Consider the following 24,174-nt stretch of genomic DNA (forward strand, 5'->3'; position numbering starts at 1 on the left):
CTTCTTTTATGAAAACTCTGGTAGCTTTTTTACTCGTTAGTCTCTGCCTGACTCCCTGCCTGGCTCAGGATACAACCCTTACCCTGACTAATCGGATGTTTTCGTCGGATCAACTCATCAATCTATCAACAATGCGGGACTGGGTATTTAAAGCGGGGCAGAATCCAGGCTGGGCCAGTCCGGCACTGAACACCACAAGTTGGACCAAACGCAGACCGAGTGATTTATCGATCAAAGATGCCGATAAGACCGGACGGGCTGAAGGTTGGTTTCGATGCCGCATTCGGCTGGATTCCACCTTTGAGGGCATGCAGTTAGGCGTGTTTAGCTATTGCTGGGCGGCTGTTGACCTGTATGTAGATGGCCGGCTGATCACCTCGTTTGGTAACACAGGCGCCAACGGCAGACCCTATGCCGAGCACTACCCCTATTATCAAAAAGCGGCTCCATTTGACTTAACCACTGGACATGATCACCTAATTGCGCTGCATGTTGTCGATTATGTCTCCCCCTTCTCGAAAAACCAATTGAAAGCTCAATTGGAGGGTGGAACCAGTAAAATCATCCGAATCGTTGGCCCTAAGACATTTAATTGGCTACACGTTAATGCCCGACTTTCTCCTGTTTACTCTGCCATATGGTTGACCGTATCGTTTCTGTTGGCCACCCTGTTCTGGCTACTGGTTTTTCAGAATTTGTATGAAAGGTCTTTAATCCGATTACTGGCTATCGGCGAAACTCTCCTTGTATTTGCTAGTATAGGGTTAATGATGGAGGTATTGGAACCTGCGTTTATCTATGAAGTAATCGTTTACCGTATATCAAGTGTATTATTGGACGTCGCCATTGCTTTTCTACCCATCACCTTACTACGTGTCTTAAACTATCCCTCATCCCGGCGAATCGATAGCTTTATCATTGGAATTTCAGTGCTTGGAAGCAGCTTGACAGCGTATACCAATACTGGTTTACCTAGTTCCTTGGCTACTGTTTTGCAGTTCCTTTTTTTCTTTGCACTGTTAATATGGGCCAGAAAAAAATTAAAAGGGGCATTGTGGGCTATTGTAACAGGCGCTTTTCTGACGATTGCCTTTGCGCTGGGATATGCCATATTACAACTATCCAGTTTCTTTAATCCTCACCTTGGCTATGCAGCAACGGGTTTCTTTCTATCCCTTCCCCTTTCCTTTTTGGTTTATATCGCACTACGTTTCAAAGAAATTGTAGCTGAAGATCGCGCGAAAGCAGTCGCCGTTGTACAGATAACCGAAGAGAAACGCCAACTCTTAGCTACCCAGAATCAGCGTTTGGAGCAGCAGGTTGAAACGCGCACGGCCCAACTGAACCAATCCCTCATCGACCTTCGCGCCACCCAAGCCCAACTTATTCAAAAAGAGAAACTGGCCAGCCTGGGCGAACTAACAGCAGGTGTAGCTCACGAGATTCAGAACCCCTTGAATTTCGTCAATAACTTCGCCGAAGTCAGTACCGAACTGATTGATGAGCTTAAGGAAGGACCATTCCAGAAACTGCCTGACTCTGAAAAAGGCTATGCGGAGGAGATCCTGGGCGATCTCAGCAGCAATCTCAAAAAAATTAATCACCACGGCGAACGAGCCAGCAGTATCGTCAAGGGCATGCTCGAACATAGCCGCACTGAATCCGGCGAGCGACGTCCTACGGATCTTAACGCCCTGTCTGATGAGTACCTTAAGATCGCTTATCACGGTTTGAGAGCCAAAGACAAGGACTTTAACGCTGACCTGAAAACGAACTTCATGACTGATTTGGGGCGCATCGAGGTGGTTCCCCAGGAAATTGGGCGGGTGCTGTTAAACCTGTTCAACAACGCCTTCTATGCCGTAATCAAGAAACAGAAACTAGCCCCGTCAGCCTATCAACCAACCGTCACGGTCAGCACCCATCAGATTAATGGGCAACTACAGATCCGGGTTAGCGACAACGGTATGGGCATGCCGGAGTCGGTGAAAGCCAAGATCTTTCAGCCCTTTTTCACCACTAAACCCACCGGCGAAGGCACAGGGCTCGGGCTGAGTTTAAGTTATGACATTATCACCAAAGGACATGGGGGCACCCTGACCGCCGAAAGTGAACCCAATCAGGGAACCGTTTTTACCATTTCCTTACCACTAATTTAACTAACTCCATACACCATGACCATTCTTGTCGTTGATGATGAGCTTGATATAAAAGACCTGTTTCAACAACGGTTTCGCCGGGAAATCCGCTCCCAGACGCTGCACTTTGCCTTTGCTCACTCAGCACAGCAGGCGCTGGATTATCTGAACCAGCATGGTGGGAAAGATGTGTTGATTCTATCCGACATCAACATGCCCGGTATGAGTGGACTCGACCTGCTGCGTCGGGTGCGGTCTGACTATCCCCTGCCTCCTCCACCCGTAATTATGATGATCACGGCCTATGGCGATGCACCCAGCTACCAGCAGGCGATGACCGAAGGAGCCAATGATTTTCTGAGCAAACCCATCGATTTTGAGCAGCTGAGAGCTAAACTCCAACCGTTTGTGGGTCAATAAATCAACCCGTCAATCAAGCTGATCGATTCAGTTGCCAGCGATCCACAGCCTCGTCCCCAACGCACGATCAATTAACGTTCGAGGCAGTCAAACCTTTTTGACTGGCTGTACTGAGATTACTGACTAATTAGTAGGTAATTTCTTGATAATCAGTATTTATTAAAACGGTTACTAGATTGATTATTTAGTGATCTATTGGTCAATGAACTTCTGCAAGCCATTAAATTATGGCTTGCATTCCTGGGCAACGGAATTATTTTTGTAGAGCTAACCACTCCACAAAATAACCTTCCCTGTATGAAGACAAAAATTCTACTAGCCGATGATGAAAGCGACTTAGAAGACCTCTTCAAACAACATTTCCGACGCCAGATTCACAATCACACCTATGAGTTTATCTTCGTTCGCGATGGCCAGGAAGCCTTAACGGTTCTGGAGCAACAGCTCGATATTGATGTGGTTCTCAGCGACATCAATATGCCGGGTATGGACGGACTAACCTTGCTGGCCAAACTATCGGAAATTAATCCCATTATCCGCACCGTAATCGTTACGGCCTATGGGGATATGAGTAATATCCGAACGGCCATGAACCGGGGGGCGTTTGACTTTATTACCAAACCTATCAACTTTAAGGATCTGGAGCTAACCCTCGAAAAAACAATTCGGTCGGCCAGTCAGCTCCGCGAAACGGTTGAACTCAAGGCCGTTGACGAGATGAAAACTCGTTTTTTTACCAATATCACGCACGAACTCCGTACGCCCCTCACCTTAATTGTGTCGCCAGTCGACAACCTGCTGGAGACCCCGAATCTGCCAACGGCTTTCCAGAATCAGTTATCGACGGTGCAGCGTAACGCCCGGCAATTGCTGCGTCTGATTAACCAACTGCTGGACATCAACAAGCTTGAAGCCCAGCAAATGGATCTGGACAATGAGGTGGGGGACCTAGCCAGCTTTGTTGGCCAGATCGTAGATCTGTTTCGTCCATCGACTACCATTAAGCAACTGGTCCTTACCTACCAGACCAATTTGCCAGCCGGGAATTACCTTTTCGATGCAGGCAAATGGGAGAAGATCCTTTACAATTTACTGTCGAATGCCATCAAGTTTACTGAATCAGGCAGCATCAGCGTTAGCTTGACCCATACGCCAACGATGGCTCAACTAACCGTCAGCGATACAGGTATTGGTATTGCTGCGGATAAACTACCGCATATTTTCAACCGATTCTACCAGGTCGATACGTCACGTAGTCGCACCTATGAAGGAACCGGCATTGGTCTGGCACTGGTTCATGAATTAACAGTCAGGCTAGGCGGAACGATCACCGTACAAAGTCAATTGCCAGGGCTCAACGGGCATTCGGGAACCCATTTTCGGGTGGAAATCCCCCTCCAGCAGGCAGGTGCCATGACTCCGCAGAACATAGAATCCCGGCTCTCGGTCGATGTACCAATAGTGCCCACTGAATTGGTTCATCCAACAACGGCAACGCTGTCCGACAACACACCGCTGGTGTTGGTTGTAGAAGATAATGCAGAACTGCGGGAGTTTATAGTAACCGAATTAGCGACTACTTACCGTATCCGTTCGGCCGCCAATGGCTACGAAGGCTGGATGGTCGCCAAAGAAGAATTGCCCGATGTAATCATTTCAGATTTGATGATGCCCCGCATGGATGGCTATGAACTCATCAACCAACTGAAAACCGATCCGGCCACCGATCATATTGCGGTCATCCTGCTGACGGCCAGCGTTGAAACCGACAGTCGACTAAAAGGGCTGGATCAGGGCGCGGATGAGTATTTGACCAAGCCGTTTCACCTGGGTGAGTTGCGTCTGCGACTGCGGAATTTGTTGACCCGTCAGGAAAAGTTGCGGGAAGAATATCGGCAACAATTTACCCGGCCTGATCAATCAACTCCGCTAGTAACCATTCAGGATCAGTTTTTAGGTCGGTTGTATCAGTTGCTGGAGGAGCGATTGGATGATTCATCGCTAAGTGTGGAGTGGCTAGCCGATCAATTGGCGCTGAGTCGCAAGACGCTCTATATGAAAGTAAATAAACTGTTGCAGGTATCGCCCAATGATCTAATTCGTCAGTACCGACTTCGCAAAGCTATCGACCTGTTGCGTGCAGGTCATAATGCATCCGAAACGGCTTATATGGTGGGTTTTGAATCACCATCCTATTTCACGAGGGTCTTCAAGGAGTTTTACCAGCAAACGCCTACCGATTATATTCGGCAATAGCTACCCAAGGCAAACCATCAACGTTTTTTTATGGATTGACCCAAATTTATCAGCATTTGACCCAAATCTGACAGGGCGATTGAAGCCGATAAATGACCATTGAGCCTGATCGACCATTTTTTTAGAAACACCCGCAACGTGCAAAAAACTAATTCTTTAACGCCTGGCTGTAATTCTGTCGACAATAACCCCTCTTTCCTCACCTGAACCCATGAATAAACGCCCCAGTGGATACTTCCCCATTGGATACTGCTGCCAGTTGCTTGTCGTTATCCTGTCTACAATTGTTACTGCCTTCGCGCAGGGGCAGCGTCCAGTGACGCAGCATCCACTGGGGCAGCATCTACTGAAGTTCGAGCACCTGGGCACTACCCAGGGGTTGTCGAACAATAGACTTTTCTGTATCTACAAAGATCGGGAGGGCTTTATGTGGTTTGGCACAGACGACGGCCTGAATCGCTACGACGGGTACACGTTTAAGGTGTATAAACCTGACCCCGCTGACCCGAACAACCACATGGCCCTTAATACGGTCTGGGATATGCTGGAGTCGCGGTCGGGAGAGATCTGGTTTGTTACGCCTGGCGGAGGGCTGCACCGACTCAACAAGCAAACAGGCCGGATCAACTACTTTCGGATAGGGCCGGATCGATCGGAGCGTTTTAAACCCTACGACATCTGCTATACGATGATGGAAGACAAACAGGGTTTTCTCTGGATTGGCTCAGAAGGGGGGCTGGCACGCTTCGATACCCACACGAAACAGTATCAATTCTACGACATACCTGTTGCGAAGGGAGCCGATGACCGGGTGTGGTCTATTCAGGAAGATCGGTTTGGTACCTTGTGGGTAGGTACCTCCACCGGGCTGTTCACCTTGAACAGGCGCACGGGGCAGTTCAGCCCGTATTATTTTGGCATCAACCCCGCCGAAAAGCAACCCATCATTGAGTCGATGTACCTCTGTGCCGACAATAGCCTATGGGTAGCGACCCAGCGCAGAGGGCTTTATCGGTTGCTGCCGGGAAAAACACCATTGCCTGGCCTGCGAAATGCAGCTACCACGTACGTGCCAACTGGTCAGGTATACCTGAATAACCTGGAAATATTGCCGCACGGCCTGGCGGAAGACGAACACCATAACCTGATAGCCGGAACATTTTCGGGCCTGATCCAGCTCGACCCCGCAACCGGCAAATCCGTCACTTATCAGGCAGATCCGACTATTGCGGGTTCATTGAGCCACAACGTAGTCTGGGCGTTGCTGGCCGACAATCGGGGTACATTCTGGATAGGGACAGCAAACGGCATCGACCGGTACTCCATGCTAATGCCCCAGTTTGCTTTCTATCAACCCATTCCAGACCACAACGTGACGCCCCGGTTCGAGAACCACGTTACCACGCTATCGACCGACCGACGGGGAAATATCTGGTTCAGTAACGCCAAACGACCTTACGCTGAGGGTGTGTTTCGGCTGAATCTGTCGGATCGTCATACGTACGTCAATTACACGTCGCAGTTGCTCACGCCTACTCTGCTAACCCCGAAAAAAATGGTTGTAAATGCGTCCACAGTGGATGCTACCGCCGTGGACGCTGCCGCCGATCTGATTTCGACCATCCATTGCGACCGGAGCGGACGGATCTGGATGGCCACCCCGTCGGGTCTACACACGATGGATGCCAATGGTCAGTTTCGGCACTATCCTGCCAGCTTTTCCATCACTAGTATCGAGGAAGACAACCACGGAAACCTGTGGGTAGGCGGTCAGTCGAATCTGGCTCGGTTCGACCCAACCAATGGTCGGTATACACGTTACCCAATCGATAAAGATAGCCCCATCGGCAAGGGCGGAGGCCAGGTCAACGACATTCTGGTGAGCCGGGCCGGGGATGTCTGGGTAGCTGTGGGGGGCGTAGGCCCCTGCAAACTAGACTTCCGTACGGGTAGGTTTGTAAGTTATCACCCAAAGCATACTGAAAATCAGAAAATTATGTATAGTCGGGATGTGCCGGCGCTCTGTGAAACCCACGACGGGGCTATCTGGGTATCGACCAATATTGGTGGGATATTCCGCATCGATCCTAAAACGGCTGCCGTTTCTACTTTCACGATCCATGACGGACTACCTGACAATCATGTAGTTGCCCTTGTTACCGACCAGGCGGGCATGCTTTGGATGGCTACCGGCGAAAAATTATGCCGACTGAACCCCGTGACGCGCAAACTTCGTGTATTCGACAACCGCGATGGGCTGCTGAGCCGGGAATTTACAGGTGCCTGTACCCGCACACCAACGGACGAACTGGCCTTTGGTTGTACGAATGGATTGGTGGTGTTTCGGCCATCGGAAATGGGTGGTAATCCTTATAAACCACCCGTGTACATCACCCAGGTTCAGGTGCTGGATTCGACCCGTCTGTTTCCAAAATTACCCATGACGCTGGCCTACAGCGCCAACGAAATCTCGTTCAATTTCGTAGGCCTCAACTTTATCGCGCCGGAGAAGAACCGCTATGCTTACCAGCTCGAAGGTGCGAACAGCGAGTGGGTATACTGTGGAGCACAGCGTACGGCCACTTATTCGTTTCTGGCACCAGGCAACTATGTTTTTCGGGTAAAAGCGTCGAACAACGATGGGGTCTGGAACGAGAAAGGAACCGCAATTCGGCTCGTGGTCCTGCCGCCCTGGTGGCGCACCTGGTGGGCCTACACCCTGTATACCCTGCTGGCGGCTCTGGGCGTCTGGGCTCTGATTCGATACCGGTCTCGGCAACTGCTGCGGGCCAACCAACTGCTGGAATGTAAAGTAGCCCTGCGCACGGAAGAGGTGATCCACCAAAAGCAGGAAATCGAAACTCAGCGCAACCACCTGGCCGACGCCCTGACCGAACTCAAAGACACGCAGGATCAGCTTATTCAGCGGGAAAAACTCGCCAGCCTGGGTGAACTGACGGCCGGCATCGCCCATGAGATCCAAAATCCGTTGAACTTTGTCAATAATTTCGCCGAAGTGAGTGTCGATCTGATTGATGAATTGAAGGAAGGGCCATTGCTGAAACTATCTGACTCCGAAAAAGACTACGCTGGAGAAATTCTGGGCGACCTCACCAGCAATTTAAAAAAGATCAGTCATCACGGTAACCGGGCGTCGAGTATTGTGCGGGGTATGTTGGAACACTCCCGTACCGAAACGGGAGAGAAACGGTTCATCGACATCAACGCCTTAGCCGATGAATATCTCAAAATTGCTTACCAGGGCCTTCGCGCTAAAGACAAAGCCGATTCAACCGGTCCCGCTCCGGCCGGTCCGCCGGAGCGGGACCGATTTAACTGCGAACTGAAAACAGACTTTGGCACTGAATTTGGAAAGGTCGAGGTGGTTCCTCAGGAGATTGGCCGGGTGCTCTTGAATCTGTACAGCAACGCGTTCTATGCCGTACGCGAAAAACAGAAAACAACGCTGAATGGCTATCAACCTACCGTAACTGTAAAGACCACCCAGGTTAATCAATATATTCAGATTCGGGTAATTGACAACGGTACAGGCATTTCCGATTCAATCAAAGCCAAAATTTTCCAGCCTTTTTTTACCACCAAGCCCACGGGCGAAGGTACTGGTTTGGGATTATCACTCTCCTATGATATTGTAACCAAGGGGCATCAGGGTTTATTGCTTGTGGAGAGTCAGGAAGGAGTGGGGACTGAGTTTATCATTCAATTGCCAACCGCTCACTGACCTAAGAATCTGCCCCATCATTATGCCTAATTGGGTAGTCGAGGGACATAAGCAGTGATTGTATGCGCCTGATAATGTTTTGTCCTGCTTTTATTCGGAGGTTTTCGTGGACGATTTTGTGAACGATTGGAATTGTTGTAAGCTATTCATCCATAGCAATTTATCCGTCCAATAAATAACACTAGTTACCCTTTTATTGGACGAAATTGATTTTTACCTGTCCTGAAATCATCCGGTTCCGCAAGATCAATGAAATGCGTAAAGACCTAATTTAGTCTTACCATATACGTCTAAGCAACGAGTGAAAATCTGATAATAGGTTCTGTCGAGGGCTTCTTCAGCTATTCCTTATTTAGTTAACGCCGAAAAGTATTGAATCGACAAAAACACTAATTCTTCCAGTTCTCTTTCGAGCGGCAATTATAGTTATATGTTTAACAAATAGGCAATCAAAGTTGAGATCTTGATATTTACTTTAAAAACTCCGTATTTTTTACAATCTATTGATACTGAACTAGTAGGATTAATTTGTTGAATTAGTAAATTAGTGGCTCTAACTATCTATCCCTATGAAAATACATCTACACCTCTTACTCCTGTTCATCTATCTCATTAGCGCCAAAGTTGCTGGCCAGTCTATACGTGTATCCGATGGATCACCGTTGAATGTCCAAAGCAAACTTTACCTGACAGGAGCAGCCAATCAATCCGGACTTCGGTTAAGCAGTTTGCCGTATACGTCTCCAGCTACAGTCCTCAATCGAACCAAATTCCTGACCGTTGATGAGGAAGGAAATGTAATTTTAGGTAGCCTCAATAACAGTGCACGATTAGCTGCTGACTCAACAGGCCTATGGCGGTCGGTTGGCTCTTACTTACAAAACAGTAGCTCAGGTGGCGTCATTATCGGCGAAGGAATAACCTATAAGCCGTCGGGCTATAACCTCTATGTATCTCAAGGTATCCTAACAGAAAAGCTAAAGGTAGCCATCAAAACGACTGACGACTGGTCAGATAAAGTATTTAGCTCTTCCTATAGATTACGTCCGTTGTACGAAGTCAGACAATATATCGATCAATTTCACCACCTGCCTGGTATTGACAGCGCAGATCAGATCGTCAAAGATGGTGGTATCGACGTAGGCAGAACAGAGGCCAAGCTGCTGGAAAAAATTGAAGAGCTTACGCTATATATGCTTCAACAGCAGAAACAAATAGAAAATCTGCTTCAGGAAAATCAACAGATCAAAGATCAACTTTTGCAACTTAAGCAAAAAGCCCTGCGATAAGTAGTGGCGTTGGACTAACTAACTGAGAATCTCCTTCCACGAAGTTATAGACTCTTTTGGCCCCCATTTCATAGAAGTGCCCTTACCCACCTGCTATTCACATCATTATGGCTATACGATTAAAATTGATAGCTTCGTTGGTCTACTTTTTGGTAGTCAGTTACAATAGTTTTGCTGACACACCTATAAGTGGCTCTGTTTCCGGCACTTGGACTAAGGCTAAAAGTCCTTACGTTCTTACTGGTACAGTAACAATACCAGCTAACCAAACCCTGACCATTGAACCGGGGGTGTTGGTGGAGATGCCAACCTGGAGTCAAAACCTGGATGTGTTTGGTACCTTGATCGCCCAGGGCACCGCCACCGATTCGATCCGGTTTCGGGGTGTAGGTGGCGGAGGTAATGTCAACTCAACGCATGGAGGGGGCATTTTCTTCAAAGCAGGTGGGGGTGCTTCAGTGATGCAGTATGTGGCCATCGACAAGCTGGGCGACAACTATTTTGGCAATGCTGCCATCAACATTACCATTCCCCAAACGCCTACTCTCCAGCACATCTCAGTGCGTAACAGTGAGCAGTATGATGTGCTGATGTGGGTGGGGGGAGCCAACAACTTCGCTGATGTGCGTTCAGCGCTGACAGGCATTACAGTTGGTGCAGGGGCATTGGATGCCCGCATGCCCAAGCTGGGTCCCAACTCCTTCTACCGGTTCATCAATACGGTCACGGTGGACAAGGGCTATAAGCTGACCATTGAGCCAGGGGTGTTGGTGGAGATGCCGACCTGGAGTCAGAATCTGGATGTGTTTGGTACCTTGATCGCCCAGGGTACGGCCACCGATTCGATCCGGTTTCGGGGCGTGGGTGGCGGGGGTAATGTCAACTCGACTCATGGGGGAGGCATCTACTTTAAGACGGGAGGGGGGGCTTCGGTGATGCAGTATGTGGCTATCGACAAGTTGGGCGACAACTATTTTGGCAATGCTGCCATCAACATTACCATTCCCCAAACGCCTACTCTCCAGCACATCTCAGTGCGTAACAGTGAGCAGTATGATGTGCTGATGTGGGTGGGAGGAGCCAACAACTTCGCTGATGTGCGTTCGGCTCTGACGGGCGTCAACAACAGTGCGGGGGCATTGGATGCCCGCATGCCCAAGCTGGGTCCCAACTCCTTCTACCGGTTCATCAATACGGTCACGGTGGACAAGGGCTACAAGCTGACCATTGAGCCAGGGGTGCTGGTAGAGATGCCAACCTGGAGTCAAAACCTGGATGTGTTTGGCACCCTGATCGCTCAGGGCACCGCCACTGATTCGATCCGGTTTCGGGGTGTAGGTGGCGGAGGCAATGTCAACTCCACTCATGGAGGAGGTATTTATTTTAAGGCTGGTGGGGGTGCTTCAGTGATGCAGTATGTGGCCATCGACAAGCTGGGCGACAACTATTTTGGCAATGCCGCGATCAACATCAATCTAGCTTGTACAATCCGAAATTGTCTGATAAAGAATGCTGAGCAGGTTGCAATCATTATCAATGAGGCCACTATCTCGCCTACTATTCAGGGCAATCTCTTCCTGGCAAATTCGATTGCGATAAGGGCTTCCGCTGGAAATTGCAATAATATTTTTAACAATACTAATGCGGTTATCTCTATAAATAATAGTAGCCTAGCTGCCAATGCCTCGTGGCCAATACCTGGTTACAAGTCATATTATCTGCTTATTGGAGCAGTTACCGTACCCCAAGCCTATATACTAACTATCGCACCGGGCACGCTTGTAGATTTTGGATTGCAGGGCGGAGAGATCTATGTAAACGGTACCTTACGAGCCATTGGCACCGAAAGTACCCCTATCCGGCTTACCCGTTTACAAAGCACAACCGCATCTATTTCTGGCGGACGAATTTATCTGTCGGCGAACAGCACAAACTCAGCACTCAATTTAATCAACTTAGATAAGTTAGGTAGTACGCGGGATAATAATGCGGCTCTGGATATTGCTACCGCCAATTTTTCAATAGGCAACATTACAATTTCCAATGCGCAATACAGAGGGCTTCAACTCAGTAATGTTGGGAGCGCTGTTATTTCTGGCTCTAACTTTTTCAACAATAAGGTCGGCGTATATGTCAGTAGCGGACGACCTGTTTTTACCAACTGTAACATTTATGGGAACAGCGATTTTGGGATAAACAATGTCAGTAATGCGACTGCCGATACGGTTGATGCACGAAACGTATATTGGGGTAGTGAGTTAGGCCCATTTCATGCGTCGCTGAATCCGACGGGTAAAGGCAATACGGTTTCTAACAAAGTAAAATTCAATCCCTGGAAAAGACAACCGCAAAATGGCCAGATTGCCGACATCGGCATCTGTGCGTTGGTGGCACCTATAACAGATTGCAATCACACATCGGCCGATAATGTAACCGTCCGTATTCGTAATTATGGCAATATAAGCCAATCCAATTTTTCGGTTTCTTACCAGATTAATAAAGGCCAGCCCGTTACAGAAACGGTTTCCTCTACGGCGCTGTCTCCAGGCGAAACGCTGGATTATACATTTACGCAGAAAGCTAATCTCTCAACAATAGGCAGTTACACCATAAGTACATACAGCTCTTTTCTAGCCGATACCTTCCGCTTGAACGACACCATAAAAGTCACCATTCAGCATTTACCCGGCGTTGTAGCCCCCGTCAATCTCATTCCTGTAACGAATACTGAGAATCTGGACATACCAGTCAAACTCAGTTGGGCCGCTGTAACCGGTGCTCTGGCGTATGACCTGTATGTATGGAAAGCCGATGCCACTGTGCCAACGCAGCCTCTTGTGTCAAACCTCAGCCAGATTGCTTATTCCTTATCAAATAATAATCTGCAATATGGGGTAGCCTACAAGTGGAAAGTTGTGGCTAAACAGGTCAGTTGTCGGGCCGAATCGGCAATCCTCACCTTCACAACCCGTCTACAGGCCGATCTGATCGTCGAAAGTATTAATGTGCCAGCCGCAGCCACTTCTGAGACTGATATTGTTATTCGCTGGAGGGTCAAGAATCAGGGCACAGGTGCTACCCAGGACAAAACCTGGCTGGATCAAGTCTATCTGTGCGATCAACCGGTACTGAATACCGGGAGCGACAACTTTTATGTAAACAGTATATCCAATCTTAGGGCATTGAACATCGGTGAATCGTATCCGTCAGACGAACTCCGATACCGACTTCCTCAGGGAATAGAAGGTAAATACTATATTATCGTTCAGACGAATGCCTCCAATTCAGTACCGGAAGCAAACAAAACGAATAACCAATTGGTCAGCTCGCCCATATCAGTATCGCTGGCTCCTCCACCCGATTTGCAAATAACAAGCCTGGTAACGCCAGCCAACGCTATTTCGGACGATTCGACCTCTGTTACGTATACTATAAAAAATATGGGTACTGGTCCAACCACTGTTGCCAAGTGGGTAGATCAGATTTTTTTAAGTCAGAATCAGGCGCTGGATGTAACAACAGATAAGCTGCTTTTTTCACGTGAGCGAAATCAGGCACTACCCGTTAATGGCGAGTATATCGTTTCTGCTAAGTTCAAAATGCCGGTTCGGCTTACGACCGGCCCGTATTATATCCATGTCCTTACTGATCAGCTTAATCAGGTATTTGAATACAATAAAGAGGGTAATAACAGTCGGACAAATGCCATAAACATTATTCAGAAGCCTACGCCGAATCTGGTTATTCACGGACTGACCGTACCATCAGATACGGTAGCTACCAGACAACCGATTATGGTGCAATGGACAACTGCGAATGAAGGTGCCATAGCCACGGCCACTTCCTGGCTGGAAACCATCTACCTATCAGTCGATACGGTTTTTAACACGGCAACCGATAAGCTCCTTGGCAGCCTGTTACGAACGAATGCCTTACAGTCGTTAAGTAGTAGTAGCACGCAGCAGTCGGTTACTATTCCAGCCTCTACAACCGAAGGGACATACTACCTCTTCGTTAGAACTGATGCCACAGACCAGATCTACGAAAGCCCTGGTGAGCAGGATAATGTAGCCAGACTATCAACCCCAGTTCGTGTTGTTTTACCGGACTTAATCCCAACTCTACTTACTGCTCCTGCCAGCGCAACATCCGACCAAACGATTGCCGTACAATGGAAAGTAAAAAATGATAGCCGGGCCGGAATCTACAATACGAACTGGAAAGATAAACTTTACCTATCTACCAATTCCACATTTGAACCCGCCACTGATAGGTTGCTAACCAGTGTTTCAGCCAATCAACTACTAGCTTACGGTAGTGAGTATACGAAACAGATTTCGACGGCTTTACCGACCGGGATTTCCGGTACTTATTTTTTACTACTGGTTAGTGATGCCGACAGCAATCTGGTCGAAAAATCAAAAACGAATAATGTCCGGTCATTCTCATTCGCGATAACCCTGGCTCCCGCGCCCGATTTGCAGGTAATTAGTATTGTTGCTCCTGCCACCGACACATTGGGTACAACCCTTACGTTGCAATACAGTGTCAAGAATAACGGAACCGGACAGATCGACAATAAAACCTGGCAGGATAGTATCTACTTGTCTCCAACCAACACACTGAGTAAAGCCAACCGGATCTATCTAGGTACAGTCTATCAAAACCGTTCGCTTACGAGTGGACAGTCATTTACTCAATCGGCGGCTTTCAGCATCCCAACTAGCATTAGTCCCGGGCGGTATTTCGTAGCCGTAAAAACTGATGCCGACAGTAGTATTTTTGAGAATACAGCCGAAACCAACAATACGACGGTTGCCACGACAGCTACTAATCTGGTCGTCCCACCATCTGTCGATCTAGCGGCCACGGCAGGAGCTATTTTAACCACGAATGCGACAGCAGGCCAACCCATTACGATTCAATGGACCGTAAAAAATAATAGTGCTCAGGCTACTGTAGTTTCTAGTTGGCAGGATGCGATTTACTTGAGTGCGAATCCGGTAGTAGATGCCAATGATGTATTGCTAACGACGGTTGATATTACGAAACCGTTAGCGGCAGGAACCAGCTATACCCGAACACAGACCGTCACAATACCGCCTACATCGACAGGTGTGCTATATGTCTTGATACAAACGGATAAGGATAATCAAAACTTTGATACACAACGAGGCAATAATACCCTGATTCTGTCGAACGCAGGCAGTAGCGGGCAACCCATCAGCATTATCACGCCCCCACCAGCCGATCTTGTTCCCATTTCGTTATTTGGGCCTGCCGAAGGTATGGTATCGCAACCTGTCAGTATCTCGTTTACGGTTCGTAACAATGGCACAGGCCCAACTCCCGCCAGTAACTGGGTTGACCAGCTTTACCTATCGACCGATTTGACGCTGGGCAATGACATACAGATAGGCTCATTCCCACATACGGGCGCATTAGCCCCCGGCGCTGAGTATATGGTTACCAATCAGTTTACACTGCCAGCTAACGTATCGGGTAACTATATACTGCTCTTAAAAACCGACGCAGGTAATGCGGTATTCGAGCGAAATAACGAAGATAACAACATTGCTGTCACTAACCTGGCCATTATACCCCAACAACCAAGCGATCTGGTTGTATCGGAGGTGACGATTCCTACAACCGAACGATACGCAGGTAGCAATAGCACAATTACCTGGAAGCTATCCAATATTGGTCCAAATGCCGTGAATGGCTATTTACGGGAAGCGGTCTATTTATCGAAGGACTCAACCCTTGATGCTTCTGATATGCTTTTTGGCACCTTAGACGGAACGGTCTATTTGCCATCAAGAGCTACCCAAAGCAGGATGTTAAACAAACCTCTGGCTGATGTAGGGCTTGGCGAATACGTTGTCATTGTGAAAACCGACGTACAAAACAATATCATTGAGCAAAATGAATCGAATAACGAGGGCGTATCGGTAGGCAAGCTGAAGATAACCGTGAAGGAATTAGTGCTGAATACACTCACCACTGATACGCTGATCTCCAACGCTCCACTGTATTATCGACTCAACATACCAGCCAACTTGGTTGGAGAAACACTCGCTATCACGCTCAAAGGTGATTCGGTAAAAAATGCAGTGAACCGTATATTCATTCGCAAAGACACCTTACCAACTGCCAATCAATACACCTACTTGGCTGCGGAACCATTCAAGGCCAATCAAACACTAATTATTCCCAGTTTGCAGGCCGGTACCTATTACCTACTTGGCCTGGGACTTGATACGGCCAAAACCCGACAGCCTGTTAGTCTATTGGCCCGAATTATTCCGTTTGGCATTTCGGCAGTCGATGCCAAAGAAGGTGGTAATACAGGGCTGGTTACGGTAAAAATTACCGGTGCCCGGTTTGATGCGACGACTCTCTTTCGCCTACGAAAATCCGGAGCTGACTTGATAACACCGTATAAGGTTCAGCTTATGGATCAAACCCTGGCCTATGTGACCTTCGATCTGCAAAATAAATCCCTTGGGATATACGATGTAGTTGCCGAAAAACCTGGCAGCCAAACGACTGTTCTGGCTACTAGTTTTACCATCAAGCTTGGACCCGGTAACAGTCAGGCTGCCAATGGTAACGGCGGCCCAGCCTATGGTACCGGCTTTATCTGTAACATCACGAATGATGGGCTCGATCAGCAACTGACGGCGGATTTTGTTACGCCTGCTGCTATTCGTTTTGCGACAGTAGGAACGTTTACAGTGTATTTTAAGAATGAAGGGTCTGTAGATATACCCGTGCCAACGCGATTCCTGATTGCCACAAGTGAAGGAGCAGCCCTCGCATTTACTGCGGATAAATTGAGTGAAAATAAAACAGATCTTATTCTGGTATGCCAAGAAGAAAACGGCCCTCCGGGTATTTTACGACCAGGAGCCAGCGGCTACTTTAAAATCTATACGGTATCCAGAACCCGAGGTATTTTGTCCATTGACCTACTCTTAACTGAATAACTAGTTAATCACACCCTTTTATGAAGAATTTTTCACTTCCGTTACTTGCTCTGCTTTGTTTTTTAAGGATCGAAATACTGGCCCAGAATATTGCCCGCCCAAACGTTATTGTCCCCAATGGCTTTGAGGTAAACAGCTATACTGGAAACCTATATCAGGCCCGCACAGATCTTAAAATACCTGGTCAGGGGCTTCCCATTGACATAACCTTTTCTTACAACGTAAGCCGCCGGAACAGAAATTGGGGCATGGGGAAAGGCTGGACTTTTACCTACAACATGGCTTACAGAGTCGATAAAGATGGTATCTGGATTGAACGGGCCGATGGTAAGCGGGAATTGTATCGTAAATCGGGCTCGTCCTACGTAGCCCCTACCGGCGTGTTTGATGGCTTGGTTGAATACCAGACGGATAAGTTTTATTTGCATACGAAAGATAACAGCCGCTATTACTTTGATAACGCAACCCACAAACGGCTAACCAAACTTCAGGATGCCAAAGGGAATGCCATTAAACTGGTTTATACCGACAGCTTGCTGAATACGCTAACCGACGGAGCTGGCCATAGCCTTGCATTTTCTTGGGCAAATGGGCAATTAACGGGCGTAACCGACAATTCCTGCCAGCCGTCTCGAAAAATAAACTACGAATATGATGCTAAAGGCAACCCAACAAAGGTTACCAATCCATTAGGTGATTTTGTTCGCTATTACTACGATTCAACTGCCCGGATCATTGGCTATACAGACGAAGGTGGGAATAATATGAGTATGCAGTACAACATAAATAGTGCTGCAATAAAAATAACGTCATGTGCTACCACCCATCTGTTTACCTACGTACCTGCACAACGAAAAACCTACGTAACAGAAAAAGTGAATGGGCAAAACGTTGTAACAACATATACTTATGACGTTCAAGGGCGTATTGCATCCAAAAAAGGCAATTGCTGCGGCTTCAACGTTGATTATACATATGATGCTCAAGATAATGTACTCTCTAAGCGAGACGGAAATAATAAAGAGACTAAGTATCTATACGATAGTAAAGGAAATGTAATTAAAGAAATAGACCCTTTGGGTAATTTCAATACGTATTCTTACGATCTTCTAAATAATAAAGTGACTCGTTTCCAAGATAAAAATGGAAATGTAACTACATATCAATACGACGCAAATGGGAATCTAACTCAGCTAAATAAACCATTAGGTGTTACAATAAAATACACCTACGACACTAAGGGTAATAATTTAACAGAAACTGATCCCAATGGGAATGCCACGTCATATGAATACAACGAGAGTGGATATTTAATCAAGTTAATTAATGCTGAAGGGGGGATAATTAAATACACTTATGATTGTTACGGAAACCGCATAAGTGTAATCGATGCCCAAAACAATACTACAACCTACACATATAACGCAAAGGGTCAGATAACAAAAGCAGTGGATGCTCTTAACCAGGCAACCACCTTTACTTACGACAAATTAGGTAATGTGGTCGGGGTGACAAATGCGCTTGGCAAAACTACCACTTACGTATATGATGGACTAAGAAGGCGTATTAGCAGTATTTCACCAATGGGTAATGCATCAATTAAAGTGTATGACGAACAAGGAAATGTAAGCAAAGAAACGTCTGCAAACGGTTATAGTACAATTTATACCTACAACAGCCGTAGACAGCCACTCAGTATAACGGATGCTTTAGGAAATTCAATATCCTACACCTACGATGAAGCAGGAAATCGCCTAACTGAGACTGACAAACGAGGAAATACGACTCGATTTGACTATGATGATTTGGGGCACCTTATTAAAAAGATTGACGCAGTAGGGGGTATTGTTACTTATGGTTATGATGCGGTGGGTAATCTCACAAGCGAGGTCGATGCCAATGGTAACCCTACTTCGTATCAATATGACGCGTTGAATCGATTAATTAAAATAACTGATGCGTTAAATAAATCTATTGAGTATACATATGATAATCGCGGAAATAGATTGACCAAAAAAGACAAAAATGGCAATATCACCGCTTTTGCGTATGATAAGCATAATCACTTGGTAAGTACAATAGATGCTACGGGTAACAAAATTTCTTACACCTATGATTTTAATGGGAACTTACTAACTGAGACAGATCCACTTGGACACAAAATATCACATGCTTACAATGCTATTGATTTAAAGATTACTACAACTAATGCACTAAATGAAATAACAAAGTATACCTACGATATTAATGGCAGTATCATAAAATTAGAGCAACCTAACGGAAATATAATTAGTAGTGAATATGATGACGACAGACACTTAACAATATTAAAAGATGATTTAGGTGTAATTACTATCTATACCTATGATAAAAATGGAAATGTAATTTCAGAAAAAGATGGCAATAATAATATTAAATCAATAAAATACGATGAGTTAAACCGGAAGATACAACTTGTTGATGCAGATAAAAATATGACTGAATATATGTACGATTTATCTGATAATCTTATTAGCGAGAAGGATCGGAATGGAAATATAAAGAAATATACGTTTGATGTACTAAATCGCAAAACTAGCGAGATTGATGCATTAGGTAATGTTACTAAGTTTACATATGATGCAGTTGAAAATCGCCTAAGTATTGTTGATGCAAAGGGCAATATCACTTCCTACATTTATAATCAACTAAATTATTTAGTTAAAGAAGTATTTCCTGATGGAAGCAATCGTCAATATACGTATGATGCGTATGGCAATAAAGTAAGTCGGAAAGATAACAACGGTATAGTTACTACTTACACTTATAATGCTTTAAACCGCCTGATAAAAAGGAGCTATCCTAATAACATAACAGATAGTTTTACTTATGATGCGGCAGGACGTCGCTTAACTGCTAATAATCTTAATGCAAAAATATCTTTTACGTATGATGCTAACGATCAGGTTTTATCAGAAACGTTAAATGGGAAAACAACGAAATATACTTATAATACCAGTAGTAGGACTCGTCAGTTGACGTATCCAAGTGGAAGGATAATTACTGAAGAAAGAAACAAGCGGGACCAATTAATAGCCGTTAAGGAAGGAACAGCTATACTGACAAGTTTTGAATATGATGCAGGTAGCCGTCTTATCAAAAAATCGTTTGCCAATGGGTATCGATCAGAGTACTCTTACAATTCCAATAATTGGGTTATTAATCTCTCTTGTCAACCTGGTAAAGTTTTAGATTTAAGCTATACTTATGATAAAGAAGGCAATAAGTTAAGTGTCATTGACAATAAATATAATTCGCGATCTGAAATTTACAAATATGATAAACTGTATCAGCTAACAGGTTTTTACAGAGGTAAGTTGGCTAATGAAGTATTATTTGACACTTTGTATAATAGTACTTATACCTATGACGCTTTAAATAATAGAATTACTTCGTTTGAGAACGGTATTAATAAAACTTACACAGTTAATAATTTAAATGCATATACAAGTGTAAAATCAAATACGGAGATTAAAAATTACAAATATGATAAGAACGGAAACACTTTATCCGATGGCGATAAAAGTTATGAATATGATTTTGAGAACAAACAAATACAGATTATTGGCAACAAAATAACTTATATTTATGACCCATTTGGCAGGAAAATACAGTCTGTTATAAATAATGATACAATTAACTATTATTATGATAATCAAAAAATCATTGAAGAGATAAATAGTAAAAATATCAATAAAAAGACCTATATATATGGTACTTGGGTTGATGATGTTATTTCCTATTCAGTTGATAATATAAATCACTATTATTTATTAAATAACGGCCAAGGAAGTGTTCTGGCAGTATTAGACACCAAAGCTATTGTTGAAAGATATGAGTATAACGGATTTGGTGAAATAAAATATTTTACGGCTTCATACAATAGTTTGTCTTCATCTGCTGTAGGAAACTCTGTGGCTTTTACTGGAAGACATTACTTGACAGGACAGAGTTCATATGATTTTCGGATGCGTCTTTACAATCAGAAAGATGGAAGATTTGCTCAGCGAGATCCATCCAAATTTATAGATGGTTATAATTTATATGCAGGCTATTTTGCTCCCAATAATATAGATCCTTATGGTACTCAATCATGTGAACCAATTCAACTTTCGGGAGCTTGGGCGTTACTTGCTGCAACTCCTGTTGGAAGATATGTACTTCTTGCTGCTGGAGTAGTGCTTGTAACCTATCTAATTATAGAAGAGAGAGAGAATACTACAATTCCTCAAGTACCTGCCTGCCCGGATGGTACATGCTCTCCTTCTGTTGCACAAAAAAATAAAGAAAGGAGAGAGCGATATGAAATCAGAACTGAACGTGTTGATTCTAATGGAAATCCAGACCCAGATGGTGATTGTAAACCATGTCCACTTGGAGATATCGTAGAAGAATATACAGATACTACTCATGACCATGGTGGATGTCTTGCAAAAACTGGAAGTCCAGTTCATACACACATTTGGTATTATGATGGACAAAATCCAGTGACATGCCAGTGCAAAATAGCAGAAAGGTTTCGATGTGGCTATTAAATACTTCTAATTAAAAACTTTGCTGTTATGTTTTACAAGAATCTATTATTCCTTCTATTAATAGGTTATATTCAAGGCTTTGCCCAAGGAGAATGCAAACCACCTGGCAATCCAGATGGGCCTCCCGGTTGCCCTGATCCAAGCGGCAAATGTGAAGACGATCATCCTAATAAAACATCCATCCCCGTTCCTCGGCCTAAAGACCCGAACGAAATGGTGGGACCAGCCGGATACGATAGCCTTCGCTGGGTAGCGTTGAAGCAGACCCTGCCTTATAAAGTGCTATTTGAAAATGATCCCAAACTGGCTACGGCTCCGGCGCAGAACGTAACGGTGTATGTACCCATACATCCAAAACTCAATCCGTCGTCGTTGCGGCTGAGTGATTTTGGATTTGGCTCGTTCAATTTTACAGTGCCACCTAACACTAGCATTTATAGCAAACGCCTGGATGTGCGCGATAGCCTGGGGGTTTTTGTAGATGTTACGGCCGGTTTGGACGTGGCCAATCGGCGGGCGTTCTGGATATTTCAGAGCATCGATCCCAAAACCGGATTGTCGTCTACATTGCCTGCCAATGGGGGGTTCCTGCCTGTTAATGACACGACGCGTCATAATGGAGAGGGCTACGTAAACTTTACGATTATTCCATCGTCAACGGCGCAAACTAGAGACACAATTAGTGCTACTGCGAGTATCATTTTCGACACAGAAGATGTAATTGTTACCAATAAATGGGTGAACACAATTGACGCTATTGCACCTACGTCAAAAATAGGCACGCTGAGCGCTGTAGTTGATAGCGTCTTTAACGTTAGCTGGTCAGGACAGGACGATCCGAGGGGTTCTGGCCTGAAAGATTATATTCTTTATGTTTCCAAAAACAACGGCCCGTTCACCATTTACAAAGACAAGCTCATCATAACTACTGAAAAACTGAACGGTACGCCTGGAATATCGTACGCATTCTATACACGAGCTTCGGATAATGCGGGCAATATAGAGGCCGAGAAAAATAAAGGAGATCAGGTTACAACGGTAAGTTTGCCGGGCGCATCAGGCATCGTATGTGTTGGTGCCAATGCCAGTTTTTCAACAACAGCAACGGCAGGCGCCAGTTACCAATGGCAGGTCAACACCGGTGCTGGCTTTACGAACATTGCTGATAACGAAATTTATACCGGAACAACCAGTACACAGCTTATTATTAAACAGGCCCCGGAAACGTATTATGGCTATAGCTACCGCTGCGCTGTAAAGGTTGGTACAGCCACTAACTATAGCGCGGAGCGGACGATTACGTTTGCATCCAAGTGGCTCGGCATTGCTGGGGAAAGCTGGCATAACCCCGCTAACTGGAGCTGTGGTGCCGTTCCTAGTGTTAATACCGATGTACTCATCCCTGCGAATGTTCCTGCTAGCCCAGTACTTAATACAAACGGAATTTGCCGGACCTTAACACTGGATAAGCAGAGCGCTATAACGCTCAAGAAAGATGTGGAGCTGGTATTGACTGGAAAATAATTCTTATCCGCAGATATACTGAGGTTTTCGTGGATGATATTAGCTGATGCATATAGTCAATATAAGTTGTTCACCAATAGAGATTACTTATTACGTTGAATAGTGGAATCAAATTTCTTATTGTTCGAAAATGCGATGAAAGTATATATTTTTAGAGCGTTTTTAAATAAACTGGTTTACTAAGTAAGAAAAATTACACTTAGCACACACTAACAATTGTACTAAGTAACTTGAAACCATTTCTAGATCCTTGATAATGGCCCTACTGACTGTAGAAAATTACTATGTTTATTCGTCATTAAACGAAAATATGTATAATAAAACAGCTTCTTATTTAATATTAATATTGCTTGCAAGCACAACAGTAACAGCTCAAAATGCTCAGTTACAAGACCAATTATTTAGTCAGGCCCTAAAACAAAACAATACAAAACAAGTCGTCGATTTAGGACAAAATTTTTATCGTTCAGCAGTTCAAACTAAAAAATGGCTTAAAGCTGATTTTTATGCCACTCATATAGCAAATGTATATTGTCGTGTTGGCACAACTCACTACAAAGGAGGTCAGTATACGCTCGGCATTACGCCTACCTTATTGGGCCTCCAGTGGTTGGCTCGAAGCCGGATAGGGAGTGATACACTCCAGTTCCAACTTTTGTCGCTTGCTGCTGCCTGCTATGGGCGTATTCCCTTAGCCGATTCCGCAAACTATTGGTTTGCTCAGACGGGAGCCTATCTTTCTAGTTCCCCCAAGCTCCGCCGAACTATCCCTGCTGATGTTTGTGGATACTACCTGAGTCAGTCCAATTTTCTGAACCTGACGGGTGATTTTCAGCGAGCCTATGATTATTTGAAAATTGCCATAGAACTGGCTCGTGTAACGGGAAACCGTCGATTGGTGGCGATTGCCTATAATTATGAAGGCAACTATTTTTTTCGGCTTCGCCAGTTCGGGCAGGCTGAAGCAGCTTATAAGAAAGCCCTACATGGCTATGAAGACGGTTCGGTCGATCAGTGCTGGGGATACATCATTCTAGGGAATAATGACCGGTCTGCTGGGCAACCAGTGGCTGGTCTGGCTCATTTACAGATTGGACTGAAACAGTATAAAAACCGAATATCCCAGAACCCAAAAGACCGGCATATTGATTTTGAAATCCAATCGAACTACTACATCGCCGAATGCCAGCGGGCGTTGAATCAACTAGTGGCTGCTACGCACAGCTATCAGGTGTATCGATT

Annotated in this window: 9 protein-coding genes; all 9 read left to right on the top strand. The window is 45.4% G+C overall.

Annotated elements, in window-relative coordinates; all coding sequences use genetic code 11:
- Positions 1 to 8 precede the first annotated feature (8 nt).
- Positions 9 to 2,159 (top strand): sensor histidine kinase, encoded by a 2,151-nt coding sequence (locus tag ACYVGO_RS20210; protein WP_460970798.1) that lies wholly within the window; start codon positions 9 to 11, stop codon positions 2,157 to 2,159.
- A 15-nt stretch (positions 2,160 to 2,174) separates the two neighbouring features.
- The gene (locus ACYVGO_RS20215; protein ID WP_460970799.1) at positions 2,175 to 2,558 is read left to right on the top strand and encodes a response regulator; all 384 of its coding nucleotides are present in this window, start codon (positions 2,175 to 2,177) and stop codon (positions 2,556 to 2,558) included.
- 297 nt (positions 2,559 to 2,855) lie between these two features.
- Entirely contained in the window at positions 2,856 to 4,814 is a 1,959-nt protein-coding gene (locus tag ACYVGO_RS20220; RefSeq protein WP_460970800.1) for a response regulator, read from the top strand.
- A gap of 211 nt (positions 4,815 to 5,025) precedes the next feature.
- On the top strand, positions 5,026 to 8,556 hold the full coding sequence (locus ACYVGO_RS20225; protein ID WP_460970801.1) for a two-component regulator propeller domain-containing protein: 3,531 nt from the start codon (positions 5,026 to 5,028) through the stop codon (positions 8,554 to 8,556).
- 569 nt (positions 8,557 to 9,125) lie between these two features.
- A complete protein-coding gene (locus tag ACYVGO_RS20230) occupies positions 9,126 to 9,845 on the top strand; it encodes a hypothetical protein (protein WP_460970802.1) in 720 nt (239 codons plus the stop codon).
- Between the two features lie 107 nt (positions 9,846 to 9,952).
- Positions 9,953 to 16,834, top strand: a complete 6,882-nt coding sequence (locus ACYVGO_RS20235) for a CARDB domain-containing protein (protein WP_460970803.1) — start codon at positions 9,953 to 9,955, stop codon at positions 16,832 to 16,834.
- A gap of 20 nt (positions 16,835 to 16,854) precedes the next feature.
- Positions 16,855 to 21,408, top strand: a complete 4,554-nt coding sequence (locus ACYVGO_RS20240; protein WP_460970804.1) for a DUF6531 domain-containing protein — start codon at positions 16,855 to 16,857, stop codon at positions 21,406 to 21,408.
- A 27-nt stretch (positions 21,409 to 21,435) separates the two neighbouring features.
- Positions 21,436 to 22,932 (top strand): DUF7619 domain-containing protein, encoded by a 1,497-nt coding sequence (locus tag ACYVGO_RS20245; RefSeq protein ID WP_460970805.1) that lies wholly within the window; start codon positions 21,436 to 21,438, stop codon positions 22,930 to 22,932.
- A 346-nt stretch (positions 22,933 to 23,278) separates the two neighbouring features.
- The coding region (locus tag ACYVGO_RS20250) for a tetratricopeptide repeat protein (protein ID WP_460970806.1) at positions 23,279 to 24,174 on the top strand (896 nt) is incomplete at its 3' end.

It is taken from the genome of Spirosoma migulaei, assembly GCF_054776855.1.